The 19,097-nt window shown below is 72.8% G+C and carries 17 protein-coding genes and 1 other RNA gene; 4 read left to right on the top strand and 14 right to left on the bottom strand.

The genetic code is table 11. The features are described from left to right. Positions 1 to 735: 735 nt before the first annotated feature. An RNA gene (gene rnpB / locus V6U82_RS14845) (RNase P RNA component class A) lies at positions 736 to 1,144 on the bottom strand. Positions 1,145 to 1,351: 207 nt separating this feature from the next. On the opposite strand from rnpB, the gene V6U82_RS14840 reads away from it, so the two are divergent. Then, positions 1,352 to 2,113 (top strand): sulfite exporter TauE/SafE family protein, encoded by a 762-nt coding sequence (locus V6U82_RS14840; RefSeq protein WP_334461566.1) that lies wholly within the window; start codon positions 1,352 to 1,354, stop codon positions 2,111 to 2,113. A 32-nt stretch (positions 2,114 to 2,145) separates the two neighbouring features. Here the strand turns inward: V6U82_RS14840 and V6U82_RS14835 are convergent, their stop codons facing one another. Then, positions 2,146 to 3,369: an MFS transporter gene (locus tag V6U82_RS14835; RefSeq protein ID WP_334461564.1), complete on the bottom strand. Its 1,224-nt coding sequence runs from the start codon at positions 3,367 to 3,369 to the stop codon at positions 2,146 to 2,148. 56 nt (positions 3,370 to 3,425) lie between these two features. Here V6U82_RS14835 and V6U82_RS14830 point away from each other — a divergent pair, with 56 nt between their 5' ends. Further along, a complete protein-coding gene (locus tag V6U82_RS14830) occupies positions 3,426 to 3,893 on the top strand; it encodes a MarR family winged helix-turn-helix transcriptional regulator (protein ID WP_121683530.1) in 468 nt (155 codons plus the stop codon). Between the two features lie 44 nt (positions 3,894 to 3,937). On the opposite strand, the gene mctP is transcribed toward V6U82_RS14830, so the two are convergent. From mctP to V6U82_RS14795, 7 genes are all read right to left on the bottom strand, one after another. Then, positions 3,938 to 5,593, bottom strand: a complete 1,656-nt coding sequence (gene mctP / locus V6U82_RS14825; protein ID WP_334461560.1) for a monocarboxylate uptake permease MctP — start codon at positions 5,591 to 5,593, stop codon at positions 3,938 to 3,940. Between the two features lie 58 nt (positions 5,594 to 5,651). Beyond that, positions 5,652 to 5,894 carry a DUF3311 domain-containing protein gene (locus V6U82_RS14820; RefSeq protein WP_334461558.1) on the bottom strand — a complete coding sequence of 81 codons (243 nt, stop codon included), beginning with the start codon at positions 5,892 to 5,894 and terminating at the stop codon, positions 5,652 to 5,654. Positions 5,895 to 6,021: 127 nt separating this feature from the next. Continuing rightward, on the bottom strand, positions 6,022 to 7,173 hold the full coding sequence (locus V6U82_RS14815) for a bifunctional RNase H/acid phosphatase (protein WP_334461556.1): 1,152 nt from the start codon (positions 7,171 to 7,173) through the stop codon (positions 6,022 to 6,024). Positions 7,174 to 7,178: 5 nt separating this feature from the next. Then, positions 7,179 to 7,916: a zinc ribbon domain-containing protein gene (locus tag V6U82_RS14810; RefSeq protein WP_128138452.1), complete on the bottom strand. Its 738-nt coding sequence runs from the start codon at positions 7,914 to 7,916 to the stop codon at positions 7,179 to 7,181. Continuing rightward, positions 7,906 to 8,763, bottom strand: a complete 858-nt coding sequence (locus V6U82_RS14805; RefSeq protein ID WP_334461551.1) for a Nif3-like dinuclear metal center hexameric protein — start codon at positions 8,761 to 8,763, stop codon at positions 7,906 to 7,908. Before V6U82_RS14805 ends, V6U82_RS14810 begins: the two co-directional genes overlap by 11 nt. 92 nt (positions 8,764 to 8,855) lie before the next feature. Then, positions 8,856 to 9,437, bottom strand: a complete 582-nt coding sequence (locus V6U82_RS14800; RefSeq protein WP_334461549.1) for a flavoprotein — start codon at positions 9,435 to 9,437, stop codon at positions 8,856 to 8,858. After that, a complete protein-coding gene (locus V6U82_RS14795; protein WP_128138453.1) occupies positions 9,434 to 10,663 on the bottom strand; it encodes a helix-turn-helix domain-containing protein in 1,230 nt (409 codons plus the stop codon). Before V6U82_RS14795 ends, V6U82_RS14800 begins: the two co-directional genes overlap by 4 nt. Before the next feature lie 281 nt (positions 10,664 to 10,944). On the opposite strand from V6U82_RS14795, the gene V6U82_RS14790 reads away from it, so the two are divergent. After that, positions 10,945 to 11,616, top strand: coding sequence for a bifunctional DNA primase/polymerase (locus V6U82_RS14790; protein ID WP_334461547.1), 672 nt, complete (start codon positions 10,945 to 10,947; stop codon positions 11,614 to 11,616). Positions 11,617 to 12,099: 483 nt separating this feature from the next. Here the strand turns inward: V6U82_RS14790 and V6U82_RS14785 are convergent, their stop codons facing one another. From V6U82_RS14785 to V6U82_RS14765, 5 genes are all read right to left on the bottom strand, one after another. Then, complete coding sequence (locus tag V6U82_RS14785; RefSeq protein ID WP_334461826.1) at positions 12,100 to 12,822, bottom strand: FAD:protein FMN transferase; 723 nt, start codon at positions 12,820 to 12,822, stop codon at positions 12,100 to 12,102. A gap of 92 nt (positions 12,823 to 12,914) precedes the next feature. Further along, complete coding sequence (locus tag V6U82_RS14780; RefSeq protein ID WP_120568670.1) at positions 12,915 to 13,511, bottom strand: FMN-binding protein; 597 nt, start codon at positions 13,509 to 13,511, stop codon at positions 12,915 to 12,917. 14 nt (positions 13,512 to 13,525) lie between these two features. After that, positions 13,526 to 14,941, bottom strand: a complete 1,416-nt coding sequence (locus tag V6U82_RS14775; RefSeq protein ID WP_334461545.1) for a ferredoxin reductase family protein — start codon at positions 14,939 to 14,941, stop codon at positions 13,526 to 13,528. Then, complete coding sequence (locus V6U82_RS14770; RefSeq protein WP_258545431.1) at positions 14,938 to 16,311, bottom strand: DUF1501 domain-containing protein; 1,374 nt, start codon at positions 16,309 to 16,311, stop codon at positions 14,938 to 14,940. The genes V6U82_RS14775 and V6U82_RS14770 overlap by 4 nt, the downstream gene beginning before the upstream one ends. A gap of 14 nt (positions 16,312 to 16,325) precedes the next feature. After that, positions 16,326 to 18,374, bottom strand: a complete 2,049-nt coding sequence (locus V6U82_RS14765; protein WP_334461543.1) for a DUF1800 domain-containing protein — start codon at positions 18,372 to 18,374, stop codon at positions 16,326 to 16,328. A gap of 457 nt (positions 18,375 to 18,831) precedes the next feature. On the opposite strand from V6U82_RS14765, the gene V6U82_RS14760 reads away from it, so the two are divergent. Next, complete coding sequence (locus V6U82_RS14760) at positions 18,832 to 19,089, top strand: DUF3040 domain-containing protein (RefSeq protein WP_128139332.1); 258 nt, start codon at positions 18,832 to 18,834, stop codon at positions 19,087 to 19,089. The last annotated feature ends 8 nt before the right edge of the window (positions 19,090 to 19,097 follow it).

The following is a 19,097-nucleotide window of genomic DNA, read 5'->3' as shown; positions in this document are numbered from 1 at the left end:
CGGGGCGGCAAGCCCGGCCGGCGGCAAGCCGCCCCGGCCGCCTACGGCGCCGGGGCGGTGAGCCGCCGACAGCCGCCGGGACACCGCCCCACGGTGGGATCTCAGCTCAGCGCGAGTTCGTCCGGTAAGCGCTCGTAAAGCGCGGCAACGGCATGCTCCAGGCAGTAGCCGAGGCTGTGGCCGTCGACCCTGATCGACGCTCCATCGAGCCGTTGTCCCGAGATCACCTACGTCCAGGGCTTGCGCTCCCGCTCCCCGTCAACCTTGACCAGCCCGACCAGGCCCATCTCCCCCAGATGCTCCAACAGCTCCGACACGCACTCATCCCACCTCATCCTGGAATGGGATCACCGAGGCCGCTACGGAAGCCAGCGGGTCGGCCTGGTCGTGCGTCGGGGCTTCCGGCTGCCGCGCCAGTCCAACCCCGGGACTGGCTTGCCACCGGGTCGCCGGGTTGCGGCACCATCTCCACCGCCAGGACGTGCCCGGCCCTCCCCCGCAGCCGCCGGCTCGACTCCCGGAACCATCGAGTGCCGGTCGACCGAGAGATGGCCGCGACGACACAGCGACCGGACCCAGGACGAGGTCAACTAACCCAGCACTCAGGCCGTCTCCAGGCCGTCTCAGGCCGTGGTCAGGCCGTCAAACACCACCCAACGATGACCAAGGTCAACCAAAGGCACCAGATACACGACCAGCTCAGAGCCTTGATCAGGTCTCTGAGCTGGTGGGCGACGGACGAGTCGACCTGTACGCCGGATTCTGTGACCGATGCGCCCGCAGGCGCACCGGCGGCGGCCATCCATCTCGGCCTGCCGTTGCCGGCAGGCTCCAGCGGCCTACCCGCAGACATCGGGCGGGCAGCCCTCAAGCGTCTGCGCGGGTCGTCATCTTGCGGTGACGGCCCTTTCTTGGCCTTGCTCCGGGTGGGGTTTACCGAGCCACCCCGGTCACCCGGGGTGCTGGTGGGCTCTTACCCCACCGTTTCACCCTTACCGTCCCGTTACGGGTCGGCGGTCTGTTTTCTGTGGCACTGTCCCGCGGGTCACCCCGGGTTGCCGTTAGCAACCACCCTGCCCTGTGGAGTCCGGACGTTCCTCGGCGACGGGCCGGAGCCCGTCGACGCGACCGCCCGGTCGACTCGTCCGTCGCGCCCTCATCCTAACGACGCACCCGCCGCGCCCATTTCCACCCCGGCCACCGGGGCTCGCCCGCCACTTCGGGGAGGTGGAGGCATCGACCGGCCCTCGATACAGCCACTTCCCCGAGCTGGCGGAACCGACCAGCCCACCCACCTGCCCGCCCGGCCACTACCCGGCCGGGAACCCGGACCGACTAGCCTCGGGGGACCATGGATCTCTCCGACGCCGCGCTCCTGATCGCCGCCGGTCTCGCCGCGGGCACTGTGAACGCGGTGGCCGGTGGCGGCTCGCTGATCACCTTCCCGGCGATGATCGCCACCGGCCTGCCGCCGGTGGCGGCGAACGTCTCGAACTCGGTGTCGGTCTTCCCGGGGTACGTGGCGAGCGTGGCGGGCAGCCGGGTGGACCTGCCGCGCGGGCGGGAGCTGTGGTCGCTGCTGCCCACGGCCGTGCTCGGCACGATCGCCGGGTGCGCGCTGCTGCTGGCCACCCCGGCTCGGGCGTTCGAGCTGGTGGTGCCGTTCCTCGTGCTGGGCGCGACCGCCGTACTGGCGTTCCAGGGGCCGCTGCGCCGCCTGGTCGGTCATCCGGAGCGGTTGGGCGCGCGCCGCCGTACCGTCACGGTGCAGGCCATGGTCGCGGTCGGCACGGTGTACGGCGGCTACTTCGGTGCGGCCCTCGGGGTGATGCTCGTGGCCGGGCTGGCGCTGGTGCTGGACGCGACGCTGGCCCGGGTGTCGGCGGTGAAGAACCTGCTCTCCGCAGTGGTGGGCCTGACCACGCTGGTGGTGTTCGCCCTGTTCGGCCCGGTGAACTGGGCGGCCGTCGCGGTGGTCGCGCCGGCCACCCTGTTCGGCGGGTACGCGGGCGCGCGGCTGGCCCGCCGGCTTCCGCAGGTGGTGCTGAAGACGGTGATCGTGGTGTTCGGCACCGCCATCGGCTTCTACCTGCTGTGGCGGGCGCTGACCTGACGCCGACAGGCCAGGGCCAGAGCCAGGGCTGATCAGTACGCCTCCCCCACCGGCTCCTCCGGTGCGTGTTCGGCGCGGCGGGCAGCCCGGTTCCAGATGACCCGTTCGCCGTAGCCGGCCGCCATCAGGTGACCGAACGCGAGGTAGGCGAGCACACCGGCGGCGAGCACCCCGAAGCCGACCCAGAACGGCAGCGCCAGGCTGTGCTCGGCGAGCTTGCCGGAGATGATCGGCGCGGGCGCGGCGGCGCCCCAGCGGACCAGGTTGAACGCGCCGGTGGCGACGCGCCGGTCGGCGGAGCCGAGCCCGAGCGCCAGGTCGGTCAGGTTGGCGTTCGCCAGGCCCATGAACAGGCCGGCCACGACCAGGACGACGAGCGACATGGCGGTGCCGGTGGAGGTGGCGAACAGGACCATGCAGACCAGCAGGCCGAGCAGCGCGACGCCGACGGTCTGCACCGCGCCGATGCGGTGGGCGAGCCGGTGCCCGATCAGCAGGATGCCGGCGGCCAGGCCGAGGCCCCAGCCGGTGAACGCCAGGCCCAGCGGGATGACGTCGAGGCGCAGGAACAGCGGCGTGTAGCCGAGCACGACGAAGAAGACGAAGTTGTATGCGGCGGTGACCACGCACAGCGTCACGAACGCGGGCTTGCGGTAGGTGGCAAAGATCTGGCCGAGACGTACCGGTGGTTGCTTGTGGGCGGGTTCGCGCAGCTTGCGCGCGGCGACGCCGAGCGCCAGCACCATGAACACGCCGCAGACGAAGAACGGCAGCCGCCAGCTCACCTCGCCGAGCAGGCCGCCGATCAGCGGGCCGACGGCGAAGCCGAGCCCGAGCGCGGTCTCGAACAGGCCGACCACCCACTCGCGGTCGTGGGCCAGGTTGACCAGGACCACCATGGCGGTGGCGAAGAACATCGCGTTGCCCAGGCCCCAGACGCCGCGCAGCACGGAGAGCTGCACGATGTCGTTGCTGAACGAGGCTCCGATCGCGGCCAGGCCGACGACGGAGACGCCGGTGACGAGCACCGGCTTGAACCCGAACCGCCCGCTGGCGAGCGTCGCCGGGATCATGCCGACGGCCATGACCGCGATGTACGCGGTGAAGAGCAGCTCGACCTGCCAGGCGGTGACGCCGATGGCCTCGCCGATGGCGGGCAGGATCGGGTCGACCACGGCGATGCCGGCGATGGCGAGGAACGCCACGAGCGTGGTGGCGTAGATGGCACTGCGGTTGGGCTCGGATCGGCGATCCACTCCGCAACCTCCCATATAGCTGTATCGTACAGGTATTTTTCTTGTATCATACAGCTATGAGCGAGGACGTCCACGCCGCCGAGGTCACCCTGGGCCGGATCGAAACGGAGGTCGCGCTGCTGATGCGCCTGGGCGAGGCCACCCGCCGGGGCACCGGCACGATGGAGCACCGGCTGCTCGACCGCGCCGCGTACGTGATCCTGCGGCACCTCGACGCCGCCGGCCCGCAGAACGTCTCGGCGCTGGCCGCACGGCTGAACCTGGACGGCTCCACTGTCACCCGGCAGGTCTCCGCGCTCCAGCGCGACGGGCTGATCTCCCGTACCCCCGACCCGGCCGACGGGCGCGGCACGGTGATCTCCGCGACGGCGGCCGGGCTCCAGCGGATGGCCGCCGTCCGGGCGGCCCGCACCCGGCTGTACGGCGACATCCTCGCCGCCTGGCCCGAGGCGGACCGGGAGACGCTGGCGGACATGTTGCACCGCCTCAACGAGGCGCTCGACGCGCGCAACCGCCGCCGCTGAGGCGCGTTGCGGGCCCCCGCCCGGCGGACGGGGGCCCGCCTCCCCTACGCCACCGGCTCGCGCGCGGAGTCCGCGTCGCGGTCGGCGCCGGGCGTGACGCGCGGGTCGCCCTCGTCGGCGAAGTAGTCGTCGGGCGCGGTGCCGTCCGGCCCGTCGGCCACCTTCGCGGCGCGCAGCACCAGCGTGAGCAACGCGGCCACCACCAGGTTCACCAGCACCGCCACGATGCCCACGTAGATGGTCTTCGGCGTGTCGAAGCCGAACTTCTCCAGCGGGAACGCCGACCCGGCGAAGTGCTTCTTCCCGGTCGCCGGGTTGCCGATCTGGTAGAGCATCCACATGCCCAGGCCCATGCCGGCCGCCCAGCCGGCGATCAGCGCGCCCCTGTGGAACCAGCGGGTGTAGAGGCCCAGCGCCACCGCCGGCAGCGTCTGGAGGATGATCACGCCGCCGATGAGCTGGAGGTCGATGGAGAACTGCGGGTCGAGGAAGACGATGCAGGCCACCGCGCCGACCTTCACCACCAGCGAGGTGATCTTCGAGACGTTCGCCTCCTGCGCCGGGGTGGCGTCCCGCTTCAGGTACTCCTTGTAGATGTTGCGGGTGAACAGGTTCGCCGCCGCGATCGACATGATCGCCGCCGGCACCAGCGCGCCGATGCCGATGGCCGCGTACGCGACCCCGGCGAACCAGTCCGGGAACTGCTGGTCGAACAGCAGCGGCACCACAGTGTTGCCGTCGGTCGTGCCCTCCTTCGCACCGGGCAGCGGCTTCACGTTCGCCGCGATGGCCATGTAACCGAGCAGCGCGATCAACCCCAGCAGCAGGCTGTACGCGGGCAGCGCGGACATGTTCCGCTTGATCACGTCGCGGTTCCGGCTGGCCAGCACGCCGGTGATGCTGTGCGGGTAGAGGAACAGTGCCAGTGCCGAGCCGAACGCCAGCGTCACGTACTGGATCTGGTTGTTCTGGTTCAGCAGGATGCCGTCGCCGGGCGCTGGTGACGCCTGGAACTTCGCGTCGGCGGCGTCGAAGATGGCGCCCCAGCCGCCGAGCTTGTACGGCAGCCAGATCACCGCGACCAGGATCACGATGTAGATCAGCGAGTCCTTGACGAACGCGATCAGCGCCGGGGCGCGCAGCCCGGACTGGTAGGTGTACGCGGCCAGGATCGCGAACGCGATGATGATCGGCAGGTGCCGGGCCAGCGCGCTGTCGCCGGTGACGCCCATGGTCTTGAGCACCGCCTCGATGCCGACCAGTTGCAGCGCGATGTACGGCATGGTGGCGACGATGCCGGTGATCGCGACCAGCAGCGCCAGGATCGGCGAGCCGAACCGGTTGCGCACGAAGTCGGCAGGGGTGACGAACCCGTGCCGGTGCGAGACCGACCAGAGCCGGCACAGCACCAGGAACACCAGCGGGTAGATGACGATCGTGTACGGCACCGCGAAGAAGCCCGCCGCGCCGGCCCCGAAGATCAGCGCCGGCACCGCCACGAACGTGTACGCGGTGTAGAGGTCACCGCCGACCAGGAACCAGGTGATCCAGCCGCCGAAGCTGCGACCGCCCAGTCCCCACTCGTCCAGGTGGGCCATGTCCCTCGGTCTGCGCCACCGGGCCGCCACGAAACCCATGGCGCTGACCAGAAGGAACAGCAGCGTGAAGACGATGATCTCGGTGAGGTGGTCCCGCCACATCACTGTGCCCCCTTCGTTCGCGACTGCGGGGCTCGCAGGCCCGGCTCACTCCTCGCGCTCACCGGCCACCCCGCTTCTTGGTCATCTGGTAGACCAGCGTGGTGGTGCCGACGCCGAGCAGGATCCAGGCCAGTTGCAGCCAGTAGAAGCGCGGGAAGCCGAACAGCCGGGGCGAGTCGGCGTTGAACAGTGCCGGGATCAGCGGCACCACGATCGGGATGAAGAGCAACCAGTTCCAGGGACTCTTGTCCTTCGCCCTGGATCGCGCCGTGTCGAGCGCCTCCGGTTCCGGTGCGGCCATGTGACACCCCTCCGGGCATTCGTAGCGGGCCATGTGACGGCCGGAGGCTACGACCCTGTGACGGGGGTCACGTCCGATCGGAGGATGCCGATGCGCCGAACGGCCGCCGGCATGCGCCGAGCGGCCGTCAGACGTCCGTGAGGTGCGAGGTGTCGTTGACCGAGCGGACCGCGACGCCGCCGTCCGGGTACAGGTCCAGCACCGAGATGCCCGCCGTGTCCAGGTAGAGCCGGTGCAGGAACGCGTCGCCTGCGGCGAGCGCGTCGCGCAGCACCAGCTTGATCGGCGAGACGTGGGAGACCACCACGAGCGTCTCCCCCGGGTACGCCGACCGCAGCCGGTCGACCGCCCGCCCGGTCCGCTCGGCGACTGTCACGAACGACTCGCCCTTCGGCGGCGCGACCCGGGTGGAGGCGAGCCAGGCGTCCAGCTCGGCCGCCCAGCCCTCACGTACCTCGGCGAACGTGTGCCCCTCCCAGACCCCGAAGTCGCACTCGATCAGGTCGTCGTCGGTGCGTACCGGCGGGTTGCCGACCTGCGCGGCGACCGCCTCGGCGGTGGCCGTACATCGGGACAACGGGGAACTGACCACGGCGGCGACGGACGGCGCCAGCGCGGCCACCCGGGCGGCGGTGGCCCGGGCCTGGGCCCGGCCGCGCTCGGTGAGCGGCACGTCGCCCCGGCCGGAGTAGCGCTTCTGCACGGTGCGTTCGGTCTCGCCGTGCCGCACCAGGATCAGCCGGGTGGCCTCCTCGGTCGGGCGCGGCTCCCAGGAGGCGGGCGTGGTGGCCGGGTCGGTGCCGGTGGCCCGGACCACCGTCGCCTCCCGCGCCGCGGCCTTCCCGGCGCCCGCCGGGGCGGCACCCGATGCGGCGGCGTCCATCGCCGCGTTGGCCAGGGCGTCGGCGTGGCGGTTGCGCTCCCGGGGCACCCAGGTGAACCGTACGGCGGTGAAGCGGCTGACCAGCCCGGCCGCCTGGGCGGCGAGCGGACGCAGCCCGGGGTGCTTGATCTGCCAGCGGCCGCACATCTGCTCGACCACCAGCTTGGAGTCCATCCGCGCCTCGACCTCGGCCGCGCCCAGCTCGGCGGCGGCCTCCAGCCCGGCGATCAGGCCCCGGTACTCGGCCACGTTGTTCGTCGCCGTACCGATCGACTCCGACCGTTCGGCCAGCACCTCGCCGGTCTCCGGATCCCGGACCACAGCACCGTAGCCGGCCGGGCCGGGGTTGCCCCGGGAGCCGCCGTCGGCCTCGATCACGACCGCGCGCACCGCCACGGCGGCTACAGTCCCGACTCGTTCGTCCGGACCATGATCCGCCGGCACTCCTCGCAGCGGACCACGTCGTCCGGGTCGGCCTTGCGGATGCGGGCCAGGTCGGCGCCGGACATCTCCAGCCGGCAGCCGCCGCAGCGGCCACCGGTGAGCAGCGCGGCGCCCATGCCGGTGTCCTCGCGGATCTTGTCGTAGAGGCCGACCAGGTCGGCCGGGAGGTCACCGGCGAGCGGCTGGCGGGCCGTGCGCTTGAACTCCTCCTCCCTGGTGATCTCCGCCAGGGTCTCGTCGCGGCGCTGCTCGGTCGCGGCGCGCCGCTCGCGGGCCTCGGCGATCCGGCTCTCGACACCGTCGAGCACGCCCTGCGCGGTCTCCCGCTGCTCCATCAGCTCCAGCTCGGCGTCCTCCAGGTCGCTCTGCCGGCGGTTCAGCGAGACCAGCTCGTGCTGGATCGCCTCCAGCTCCCGGGCCGGGCCGCTGCCCGAGGCCAGCCGGGCCTCGTCCTTGCTCTTGCGCGCCCGCACCTGGTCGACGTCCTTCTCGATCCGGGCGATGTCCCGGTCCAGGTCGTCGACTGCCACCTGGGCGCGGACCCGCTCGTCCTCCAGCGCGGACAGCTCGCGCGCCAGGGCCTCCAGCTCGGCGCGCTCCGGCAGGCTGCGGCGGCGGTGCGCGAGCTGCGCCAGCGCGGTGTCGATCGCCTGGAGGTCGAGCAGGCGGCGCTGCACCTTCGGGTCAGCCTTCACGTCGGGGCTCCTTGTCGTCCGGCCGGGGCGCGGCGGCGTGCACGGTCCACGGGTCGGTGTCCAGGTCGGACACCACGGTCTCGACGTCCAGCTCGGCGGCCAGGTAGGCGGCCAGGTCGTCCAGCCAGGGTCGCTCCGTCGCCCAGTGGGCGGCGTCCAGCAGCGCCGGGCCGCCGGCGGCGAGGTGTTCCCCGGCCGGATGGTGGCGCAGGTCCGCGGTGAGGAACGCGTCCACCCCGGCCGCGGTCGCCTCGGCGAGGAAGCCGTCCCCCGAGCCGCCGCTGACGGCGAGGGTACGAACCATACGCCCGGGATCCCCCGCGGCGCGAACTCCCCAGGCGGTGACCGGGAGCACGGCGGCGGCCAGCCGGGTCAGCTCGGCGAGCGTCATCGGGGTGGGCAGCTCACCGATGCGGCCGATGCCCCGGCCGGGCCCGGCGGCGGGCGAGCCGGGGCGGGGCGGGTGCAGCGGGCGCAGCCCGGTCAGCCCGAACCGGGCGGCGAGCGCGTCGGACACCCCCGGGTCGGCCACGTCGGCGTTGGTGTGCGCCACGTGCAGCGCGACGTCCGCCTTGATCAACCGGTGCACGATCCGGCCCTTGTACGTGGTGGCGGCCACCGAGGAGACGCCGCGCAACAGCAGCGGATGGTGCGCGACGATCATGTCCGCGCCGGCGTCGAGCGCCTCGTCCACGGTCTCCGGGACCACGTCCACCACGCAGGCGACCCGGCGCACCGGGTGGCCGGGCTCGCCCAGCACCAGGCCGACGCGGTCCCACTCCTCGGCCCAGGCCGGCGGGTAGCGACGGTCCAGGGCGGCCACGACGTCGGCGACGGTTGTGCTCACGGGCGGCCAGCTTACCGGCGTCCGGGCCGGTACACGCCGACCGCCGCCGGGCGCGGCCCCCGGCGTCCGCCGGGGGCCGTGGCCATCGCGGGTCAGCCGACCGGGGCGACCGGCCGGTCCGCGCCGCGCAGGGCGGCCAGGCCGGCGTCCCAGGGGAAGGCGTCCGCGCGCCGCTCCCCCGTGCCGGGCGGGTGCAGGCGTACGACGTGATCGCCGAAGACCACCCGGACGCCCCACTGCCCCAGCCGGTCGAGGCTGGCCCGGAACGCCGGGTGCGCGGCCATCGCCTCGTTCGTGTACGGCACGGCAGCGATCGGCACCCCCATTCCCTGCGCCTCGACCAGCAGGCCGAGCGCCAGGGTGTCGGTGATGCCGACCGCCCACTTGTTGATCGTGTTGACGGTGGCCGGGCACACCAGCAGGGCGTCGGCCGGGGGCAGCACGTCCGGGTCACCCGGGTTCTTGTAGTGCGTACGGACCGGATGGCCCGTCTGCCGGGCCAGCTCCGTCCGGTCGACGAACTTCGCGCCGTCCGGCGTGGTGACCACGCAGACCGTCCAGCCCTCCCGCTGGGCGAGGTCGACCAGCCGGCCGACGTGACGGGCCAGCGGCGAACCGCAGGCGATGACGTAGAGCACCCGCCGGTGCCCGTTGGCGGTCTCCGGACCGCTCATACTCCGACTCCCATGTGCTCAGCCAACTCCGCGATCGGCGGAGGCGGCGCACCACGTGTGCGACGGAGAATCTCGGACATCAGTTCGTGCGCTATCGGCCGGCACCGGATCTCGGAGGGCGCGAGCCGGTCGCCGCGCAGCAGCATGTCCCCGGCGTTGGCGACGTCACCGATCTGGGAGTAGCCCCGGGCCAGGTCGAGCAGGTGGTGCGCGCGCCGCTCCGGCAGCAGCGCGTTGAACGCGGGCTCGGCCAGCCGCATGTGGGTCTCCACCGCCCGGCCGCCGTCGCCCAGCTCGACCGCCGCCGCCGCGCGGTGCAACTCCAGGTTGGTCGGGCCGAACGAGGTCCAGTAGTGGTTGTGGTCGCCGCCGAGCAGCTTGGCCGCCTCGTCGGCGCCGGCGAGCAGGTCGTCAACGGTCGCCGAGTCGCCGATCCGGGCGGCGGCCATCGCGCCCTGGAGCAGCAGCATGCCGTACACGGAGAGCCGTTCCGGCTTGACGTCGTTGTCGCCGCCGGGCGCGAGCCGGCCCGCGATGCGGACGTTCAGCTCCAGCGCCGGGCGGGGGCGGCCCATCGCGACGAGCGCGTTGCACACCCTGGTGGTGGCGATGCCGGCCAGCAGCGGGTCGTCGGCCCGCTGGGCCACCGCCATCGACCGGTCGGCGGCGAGCCAGGCGAGGTCGCACTCGCCGAGCTTGCGCAGCACGGAGGAGGCGATCTGGTAGACCTGCCCGAGCAGGTGGGCGGCCTCGCGTACCTGGTCGTCGGCGGCGTAGCCGGCGTCCGCCGCCTGGGCGTCGCGCAGCAGCTTGGGCAGCGCGCGGGTGAGCATGCCGTACCGGCCGTACTGGTAGGTGAGCCAGGCGTGGTTCACGGCCTTGCGCATGTCGGCCAGCGGCGGGGGGTAGGGCGCCGCGTCGAAGTAGGCGCTCATCGAGTCGTACCGCTCCAGGGCGGTGCGGATCTCCTCGACCTCGACCTGGTCGATGCAGTTGAGCGCGTCGGTACGCCGTTCCGGGTCCTTGCCGTGCAGCAACTGCACGTCGATCTGGAGGATGTCGGCGATCTCGTAGAGCACGGAGAACTTGTCCAGCCGGCGGACGCCGCGCTCCACCTTGTCCACCCAGCTCTTCGACTTGCCGAGCCGGTCGGCGAAGACCTGCTGCGACATCTTGCGGCGACTCCGCCAGTACGCCACCCGCCGGCCTATGGGCAGTTCGTCCATTCCCGCTCCCTCCCCCTCACGGCGCCGGCCGGTCCCCCCACGTCCCTCAGGCTCGCGCCGATCGCACAGGTTGTGCGTCCACCGTCCAGCCAGTTCTCGTAGTTTTCGTGCAAGTTGCACCGACCGTTAGTCACCTAAACGAGCGTGGGTTACGGCAGTGACGGCTTTCGACGTGTGGCTTGTGGACGGTTTCGGTCTGTGGACGGTCCGGCTTGCGGACGGTCTGCTCGTGGGCGGTCCGCTTGTGGACGGTCCGGCGGGACCAGAGGGGGACGACAGACATGTGGAGGAACGTCGGACCGCGCGTCGCTCACCTGTCGCCGCTGGAACGGGTCCGGCTGCGCCGGATCGCGATGCGGTACGCGCTGCACGGCTGGCCGGTCACCCCCGGCGCCTGCCTGGCCAACAGCCGGTTCGTCTGCGGCCGGGCCGGCTGTCCCACGGTGGGCTGCCACCCGGCGCTGGAGGACTGGGAACACGCCGCCAGCGCCGACCCGGCCCGGGTGGCCACCTGGTGGCGCAGCCGCCCGCACGGCATCCTGCTGCCCACCGGCCGCGCCTTCGACGTCCTGGAGGTCGCCGCCCACCTGGGCCGGCAGGTCCTGGACGCGGTCGCCACCCATCCGGCCGGTTTCGGCGTACGCGGGCCGGCGCTGGTCACCCCGACCGGCCGCTGGATGTTCCTGGTCCGCCCCGGCGACCCGCTGCGACCCGAGCTGGAGCACTGCTTCCACGTGGTACGCCACGGACCCGGCTCGTGGATCCCGGCCCCGCCGACCCGGCTGCCCGAGGGCACGGTGCGCTGGGTGGTCGCACCGGAGCAGGCCCGCTGGCAGCTACCCGACTCCTACCTGGTGCAGAACGCGCTGATCGCCGCGTTACGGGCGGCCGGGGTGACGCTCGGCGCCGACCTGTTCCCCGGCCATCTCCCGCTGCCCCGCCGGGGCCGCTGACCTCCCGACACCCGGCCGGTGGTGCCGGCGTAGCGCGTGCCCGACGCCGGGCGTCCTCCCTGGTCAAGGCGGGTCCGGTTACCCGGACGGGTGGCCGACAGCGACCTCCCCGGCACCGGACTCGTTGACCCTGGCGAAGGCGCGTGTGCGCCAGAGCGGGGGTTTGACCATGTCCAGGGACGACGCTGCCCGCCACACCGGCGGTACCGAGCCGGCGCGGCCCCGCCGCCGCGTGCACCCGTGGGCCTTCACCCGCCCCCTGGGCGTCCGCCCCGGCCGCCCCCGCCCCACGGGTTCCCGCCCCGCCATCCTCCACCGCCCCCTCCGCTGACCCCGCCTCTCCCCTCCCCGCCCTCCCCACCCCGCCCGTCCCCCGCTGTTGATCATGAAGTTGGCGGTGCGACACGCCGGGCGGCGGTGCCGCCAACTTCATGATCGACGGGGCAAGAGGCGGGGCGGAGGGCGAGGGGGGCGAGGGGCGGGTCAGGAAGGCGGGAGGGTGCGGGAGTGGTGCAGGTGGGCTTCCTCCGTCACCACGGCGTGCTGCCACGGGGACGGTAGGCGGTCCAGCCACGCCAGGCCGGGTTCGCCCATCGCCACCGCGGCCGTCGCGTACGCGTCCGCCACGCCCAGGTCCGGGCCCACCACCGTCACCGAACGCAGACCGGTCGCCGGTACGCCCCGGCGCGGGTCCAGCACGTGGTGGCCGCGCTCGTACACGCCCGAGGTGGCGACCGCGATGTCGGTGCCGGTCAGCACCAGGCAGGTCGCCGCCGCGTCCCAGGGATGACGCACCCCGATCCGCCACGGCTCCCCGGCCGCGTCGTGGCCGCGTACCCGCACGTCGCCGCCCGCGTTCACGCAGTGGTTCGGTGCGCCCGCGGCCACCAGCCGGTCCGAGGCGACCTGCGCCGCCCAGCCCTTCACGTAGCCGGACGGGTCGAGCCGGCCCGTCGCGTACGCGTCGAAGAACCCGTCGGTGGCGGTCCACAGGTCGGCGCAGGCGGCCAGCACGGCCCGCAGGTCGGCGGAGGCGTCGGCGGCCCGCAGCTCGCCCCGGTCCAGCCGGCACACCTCGCTGTCGTCCCGGTACGTGCTGAACCGCGCGTCCACCTCGCGCAGCCAGCCGAACGTGTCCTCGGCCAGCTCGTGCAGGGTCTCCGAGGGCAGGTCGTCGGCCAGGTCGAGGCTGATCGCCGTACCCATGATCTGTTCGACCCGGCGCAGGCCGGGCCGGGCGGACGGACCGGGACCGACGACGACGGCACCGGCACCGGCACCGGCGTGAGCCGGGACGGTCACGCCTTGTCCAGCGCGGCCTGCAACGACTGCTTGTACGCGGTGCTGGTGTAGGTGGCCCCGGACACGGTGCTCAGGTTGGCGCTCTGCCGGGCCACCACCTCACCGGAGGTGCCGCTGTAGCGGGCCTGCACGTCGTCGCTGCGCTGCCCGGACTGCCCGCCCAGCGGCAGTCCGATCCCTGTGGCGTCGACGATCCGGCTGCCGCTGAGCGTGATCCGGACCTGGAGCGAGCCGTACTCGTAGGTGACCGACGGCCCGGTCACCGTGCGGGTGGTGACCTTCGGCGCGCTGGTGGTGGTCCGCGGCGCGGCCGGTGTGGTGCGGGTGCGGGTGCCGCCGCGGCTGGCCGCGCTGCGGTCGGCGGACGGCTTCGGGGTGGGCTTCGACGAGGCGCGCGGCGACGGGGTGACGCCGCCGGGCGCGGAGCCGGTGGGCGACGGTGGCTCGGGCGCGGCCGAACCGCCGGGCACGACCGGGGCCAGCGCGGCCGGTACGTCCGGCGTGGCCTGCCCGGCGCCCGGCGCACCCTTGAGCACCACCAGCGCGGTGGTGCCGGCGGCCAGGCCGGTGATCGCGAGCAGCGCGCGACGCATGGGCGGTGCCTCTCCTACAGCTCGAACGCGGTCAGGTGGATCTGGCGGCGGGGCACGCCGGCCGCCCGCAGCGCGGCGACCGCCTCGTCGACGAGGCCGCCGGGGCCACACAGGTAGACGTCGCGGCGGGTCAGGTCGGGCACGAGCCGGCGCAGGCCCTCGGGGTTCATCACCTGGCGGGGGCCGGGATCGTCGCGGCGTCCGACGACGTACCAGACGGAGGTCTGCCGGGCCTGCGCGAGCCAGTCCAGCTCCTGGTGCAGCAGGACGTCGGCGGGGGTACGCGCCCGGTAGATCAGCGCCGCGCCGGGCGGCAGTTCCTCCAGCATCGCCCGCAGCGGCGCGATGCCGCTGCCCCCGGCGATGAGCAGCGCCCGTTCCCGGGTGCGGTGCGCGGCGGTGAACGTGCCGGAGGGGCCCTGCGCCCAGACCCGGGTGCCGGGCGTGAGGTCGCGCAGCTCGGCGGTGTACCCGCCGACCACCTTCACGGTGATCCGCAGCCAGCGGTCGTTGGCGGCGGCGGAGACGGAGAACGGGTGCGACTGCCACCAGCAGCCGGGGTTGAGGAAGCGCCAGCGGAAGAACTGCCCGCCGAGCAGGTCGATCTGGTTGAGCCGCTGCCCGGTCAGGTAGACCGAGACGGTGTCCGGGCTCTCCGCCACCACGTCGGCGACGCGCAGCCGGTGCCGCAGGTTGAACGCCAGCGGCGCGAGCACCCGGCCCCACACCAGCGCGGCCACGACCAGCAGGTACGCGGCGATCCAGCCGGTACGCACCGGGCCGGGCTCGTAGAGCTGCGCGCCGTTGCTGAACTGGTGCGCGTACCCGAGCAGCAGCGTGAGGTAGCTGGCGGCGTGCAGCAGGTGCCACAGCTCGTACGGCAGACGGCGGCGCACGGCCCGTACCGCGGTGAACGCGACAGCGACCAGGATGCCCGCGGCGACGAACGCGGAGACCATGTCCTCGTAGTCGGTCAGCAGCGCGCCGACCTCGCCGAGCACCGTCTTGCGTTCCTGGCGGGAGTAGCCGACCACCAGCAGCGACATGTGCGCGAGCACCGTCACGAGCAGCGTCGCGCCGAGGTCCCGGTGCAGCCGGGAGATCCGTTCGCCGCCGAGCGCGCGTTCCAGCACGCCGAGCCGGCTCATCATCAGCACCTGCACCAGCAGCAGGTAGCCGGCGATCAGCCCGGTGATCCGGCCGCCCGCGGTGAGCAGGTCGGCGGTGTCCGTGAGCGATCCGGCCGGGGTGTCCAGCCACCACGGCAGGACCGCCGCGACCAGGCCCAGCCAGAAGACGGCGGCGAGGGCACGCCGGCCGCCGGGTCCGCGGCGCGGACGACCCGGGGGTACGGGGGCAGCCGGACGGCCGCCGTACGGGGCGGGATGCCCGGTACGGCGGCCGGCGGCGCGGGTGTCCTGGTACGTCACGCGTAGATCTTGACCGGGGTGAACTTCTGCCGGGGGAAGACCTTGTCCACCTGGGCGGTGGTCAGGCCGAAGCGGCCCTGCGCGACGGATCCGTAGACGTTGAACATGTTGTTGTATTCCGGCACGTCGCCGCTGTCCAGCTTGTCCAGTCCGTTCCAGGTGCCGAGCAGCGAGTTCGCGAGCTTGCGGCCGGACAGCACGGTGACCACGCCGCCGTGCCCGTGGTCGGTGCCGCCGCCGTTGGAGCCGACCCGGCGGCCGAACTCGCTGGACACCATGATGGTCACGTCCGCCGACCGGTCGCCCAGGTCGGTGAAGAACGCGGCCATGGCGTTGGCGAGTTCGTTGAGCCGCCGCCAGAGCTGTCCGCCCTCGCGGGTGCCCTGGTTCTCGTGGGTGTCGTAGCCGCCCATGCCGACGGTGGCCACCCGCACGTTCGCGCCGCCCTTGATGAGCTGGGCGAGCTGCTTGAACGCGTTCCCGACGCCCTGGTACTCGACGCCCTCGGCGGCGGCGTACGGCTTGGCGGCGAGCTTCTGGGCGGTGGCGAGCGCGCCCATGCCCTCGATGACCGCCTCCTCGACCGGGTGGTTGATGCCGGTGAACAGGCCGCGGATCGCCTTCTCGGTGGCCGCGCGGTACTTGTCGTCGCCGTTGAGCCGCAGGTCGCCGACGCTGTTGAGGGAGATCGCGCCGTTCACGCCGACGAGCGAGCGGGGCAGTGTGCTGCCGATGCCGACGCTGCGGAACGCGGTGCCCTTGCCGAGCGAGTCGACCAGGCTGTCCAGCCAGCCCCGGCCGCCGGTCTCACCGGGCAGGCCGCCCAGGTTGCAGGCGTCGGCGGCCTGGAAGTGGCTGCGGGACAGCCGCGGGTCGGACACGGCCGGCACGAAGCCGAGCTGACCGGCCTTGAGCCACTTCTCCAGCGGCGCGAACGCGCTGGTGAGCTTGAAGCCGCGGGCCAGCGCCAGCGAGTCCTCACCGAGCAGCAGGTCGGGGCGGGCCTTGGCGAGCACCGGGTCGTTCGCCGGTGCGACCAGGCTCAGCCCGTCCAGCCCGCCGTAGAGGAAGACGTGGATCAGCGTGCCGGTCTTGGTCGCGGCGAACGACGCCGACGTGGTGACGAACTGCGCGGTCGCGAGCGCGGTCGCGGTCGCGGCGGCGCCGGCCACGAAGGTACGCCGGGTGACGCCCCGGCCGTCCTGCTGCGCCTCCTCGACCTCCTCCAGCCGGCGGTACCGGTCGGCCTCGGCCGCGTTCTCGGCCGCGACGATGTCCGCCTCCGCGCGCAGCAGCGCCTCGGCCGGGTTGTCGGCCAGCCGCCGCAGGTCGGGGCATTCGGGGTGCAGGGGGTACGGGTTCACGGTCATCTCCATCGAATGCCTCACCGGAGGTGGTGCTGGGGGGACGCGAGGATCGTCCGCGCGACAGCGGCGATGGCCCCGTTGAAGGTGGCGTCGACCTTGGCGCTCTCGGACACACCGGCCACGGCGAGCACCAGCTTCTTCTCCTTGGCGCTGAGCTTCTGCTGCACCAGCCGCTGGGCCAGCGCGTCCACGTACGCCCCGGCGGTGGCCGGCGGCTTCGCCACCAGCTTCTCCGGCTTGACGAAGGTGAACTGCTTGCGGTAGCCGGCGATCAGGTCGCCCGCCTCGTTCCAGCCGTCGATCATGGTGCCGGCCGAGGTCCAGGCCAGGTAGACGTCGGCGTAGCCGTCCGGGGTGGGCTTGCCCATCGGGTACTGGCCGAGTTCGCGCATCTTGTCCTGGATCTGCCGCAGCCCCTGCGCGTACGGGGTGCGCCGGTTGTCGCCGGAGAAGCCGGGGGCCGCGTCCGGCGAGACGCCGAGCGCCCGGTACGTGGCGACCAGGTACTCCATCGGACGGCGTACCTTCTGGCCGATCGCGGCCCAGAACTCCGAGGAGCTGAACAGCGTCGCCAGCACCGGGCGGATCTGCCCCTTGTTGGTGGTGTACGCCTTGGCCAGCCGGTCCACCACGGACTTCGGCGGGGTGTCGGAGACGAACCGGGTGGCGAGGTTCTGTGCCACGTACCGCGCGGTCGACGGGTGCATCGCGATGTAGCGGATGTACGAGTCGATGACCTTGTCGGCGGCCACCGGGTCGTCGGAGTTGTTGGCGTGGCTGAACCCGAGGATCTTCACCTTGCCGAGGTAGTGCCGCTCGGCGAAGAACTTGTACTTGCCGTCGGCGACGCCGCGTCCGGTCTGGAGCAACGCGGCCTGGCGGACGTCCTTCTCGGTGTAGCCGCCGTCGACGCCGACCGAGTACAGCTCCAGGTTCTCCCGGGCCAGGTTCTCGTTGACCGCGTCCTTACGCGAGTCGACCTGGTTCAGGTAGAGCAGCAGCGCCGGGTGCTTGTTCGCGGCGACGAGCATCTCCGGGTAGCTGCCGAGCGCGTGCTTGCGGATGACGTCCCGGTCGAACGCGTTGCGGTAGTTCTCCCCGCCGTCGAAGTCGGCGGCGACGTGCAGGAAGTCGTTCCAGAAGTCGACCATCACCTCGAACAGCTGCCGGTCGGACCAGATCTGCCGGGCGATGGTGGCGTCCACCGTCTCCCGGGCCGGGTCGACGCCCTTCTCGTTGAGCTGCTCGCGCTGGTCGCGCAGCTGCGTCGGGCTGAGCTTCAGCGACTGCAGCTCGGCCAGCTTCAGCTCGGCCTTCGTCGGGGCGATCTTCTCCGGTTCGAGCTGCTGGCGCAGCCAGTCGTCGATGCCGAGCCGCTTGATGTCGGCCATCATCTTCGGCGTCGGACCGAAGGTGGTCCGGCTCAACAGGTGCCGGATCGGGTCCTTGGCGAGGACCGTCTTCACCGTCACCTTGGTCGCCGCGGCGGCCTCGGCCGGGCTGCCGTAGAGCCGGCCACCGGACGGCGCGTTGCGCTTGAGCGCCTCACCGGCCCGGGAGCCCATGTAGCTCTCGTTCTGCTCGGTGTAGGTCCGTACCGTGCTGGGCTGCTGCCCGCTGGGCCGGGCCGCGTTGCCGTCGGTGGTGACCGTGCCGGTGGCGTCACCGGCCGGCGCGTCGCTGAACAGGCCGCGCACCTGCGGGGACATGGCCAGGGCGGCGCCACCGGCGACCACCACGGCGCCGCCGAGGGTGGCGAGCGCCCGGCGGCGGCCACGCTTCGGGGCCTCGTCGCCGTCGTCGTCCAGGTCGGGCAGTCCGCCGCCGGGCGGCGGGCCGTACCCGCCAACGGGCTGGGCGTAGCCGCCGGGCTGGGGGTAGCCGCCGAGGGCCGGCGCGGCGGGGGCGAAGCCGTTCGGCCCGACCCACTGCGGGCCCGGGGCGGGGTGACCGCCGGCGTACGGCGCGGCGTGCGGGTCGCGGTACCCGTCCGGATGGGGGTGCTGGTATCCGTCCCAGCCGCGGTCGTCCCGGGGTCGACGCGGTGGCACGTTCAGGTCGGCCATGTACCTATCCCGTTTTCTTCGAGCGCCGGCACGCCTGCCACCCGGGGGGTCGGGTGGCGCAGGGGCGGCGACGGTTGCCGGAGAGTTTGCCTACGGGAAAGTAACCATGCCGTCCCGGCCGCTCAAGGCGCGCCGATCGCGCTCGTGAGCGCACTTAAGACGGTGCTCATACCCGTCGGCGAGGGTCCGTCGCGACGGCGGGGCCGCGGCGGCCTCCGGAGCAGGGCCGACCCGGGCGGGCACGGCCCGGATGCGAGGTTTCGCACCCCGGCGACGCCGCCGGGCGCGTTCACCACCTCACCGAAACTTAAGGTACGGATAAGTGTGCGCTGAGGTCTGCGCGTGTGTGCGTCCGCGCCTGTCCGGTCCGGCGAAACAGCAGCAGCGACGGCGCGTGACCGGCCTCCGATCCGGGTATGCCGCCGAACCGCTGAAGCCGTGAGGGGAAGGCACCGCCATGCTCAGCCAAGAGGATCAGCGCAGGTTCGAACAGATCACCCGCCAACTGCGGGAGAGTGATCCGCGGTTCTTCGCCCGGTTGGACAACCGGATCAAGGGCCGCCGGGGCCGGTACATGATGCTGTTGACGATCGTGCTGTGGGCCTCGCTGCCGGCGATGACAGTGCTCGTCGGGCGGCTGGCCGGGGCGATCTGCGCGGTGGTGCTCGTCGCCAACGCCGCGGTGATGTGGCGCTTCCGCCGCCGGTTGCTGTAGCGGCGGGG

Source organism: Micromonospora sp. CPCC 205554, from assembly GCF_036902745.1.
In the GTDB taxonomy this organism is placed as follows: Bacteria; Actinomycetota; Actinomycetes; order Mycobacteriales; family Micromonosporaceae; genus Micromonospora; species Micromonospora tulbaghiae.
The sequence above is the reverse complement of the archived record's forward strand: the minus strand, read 5'-3'. Positions and strand labels throughout refer to the sequence as shown.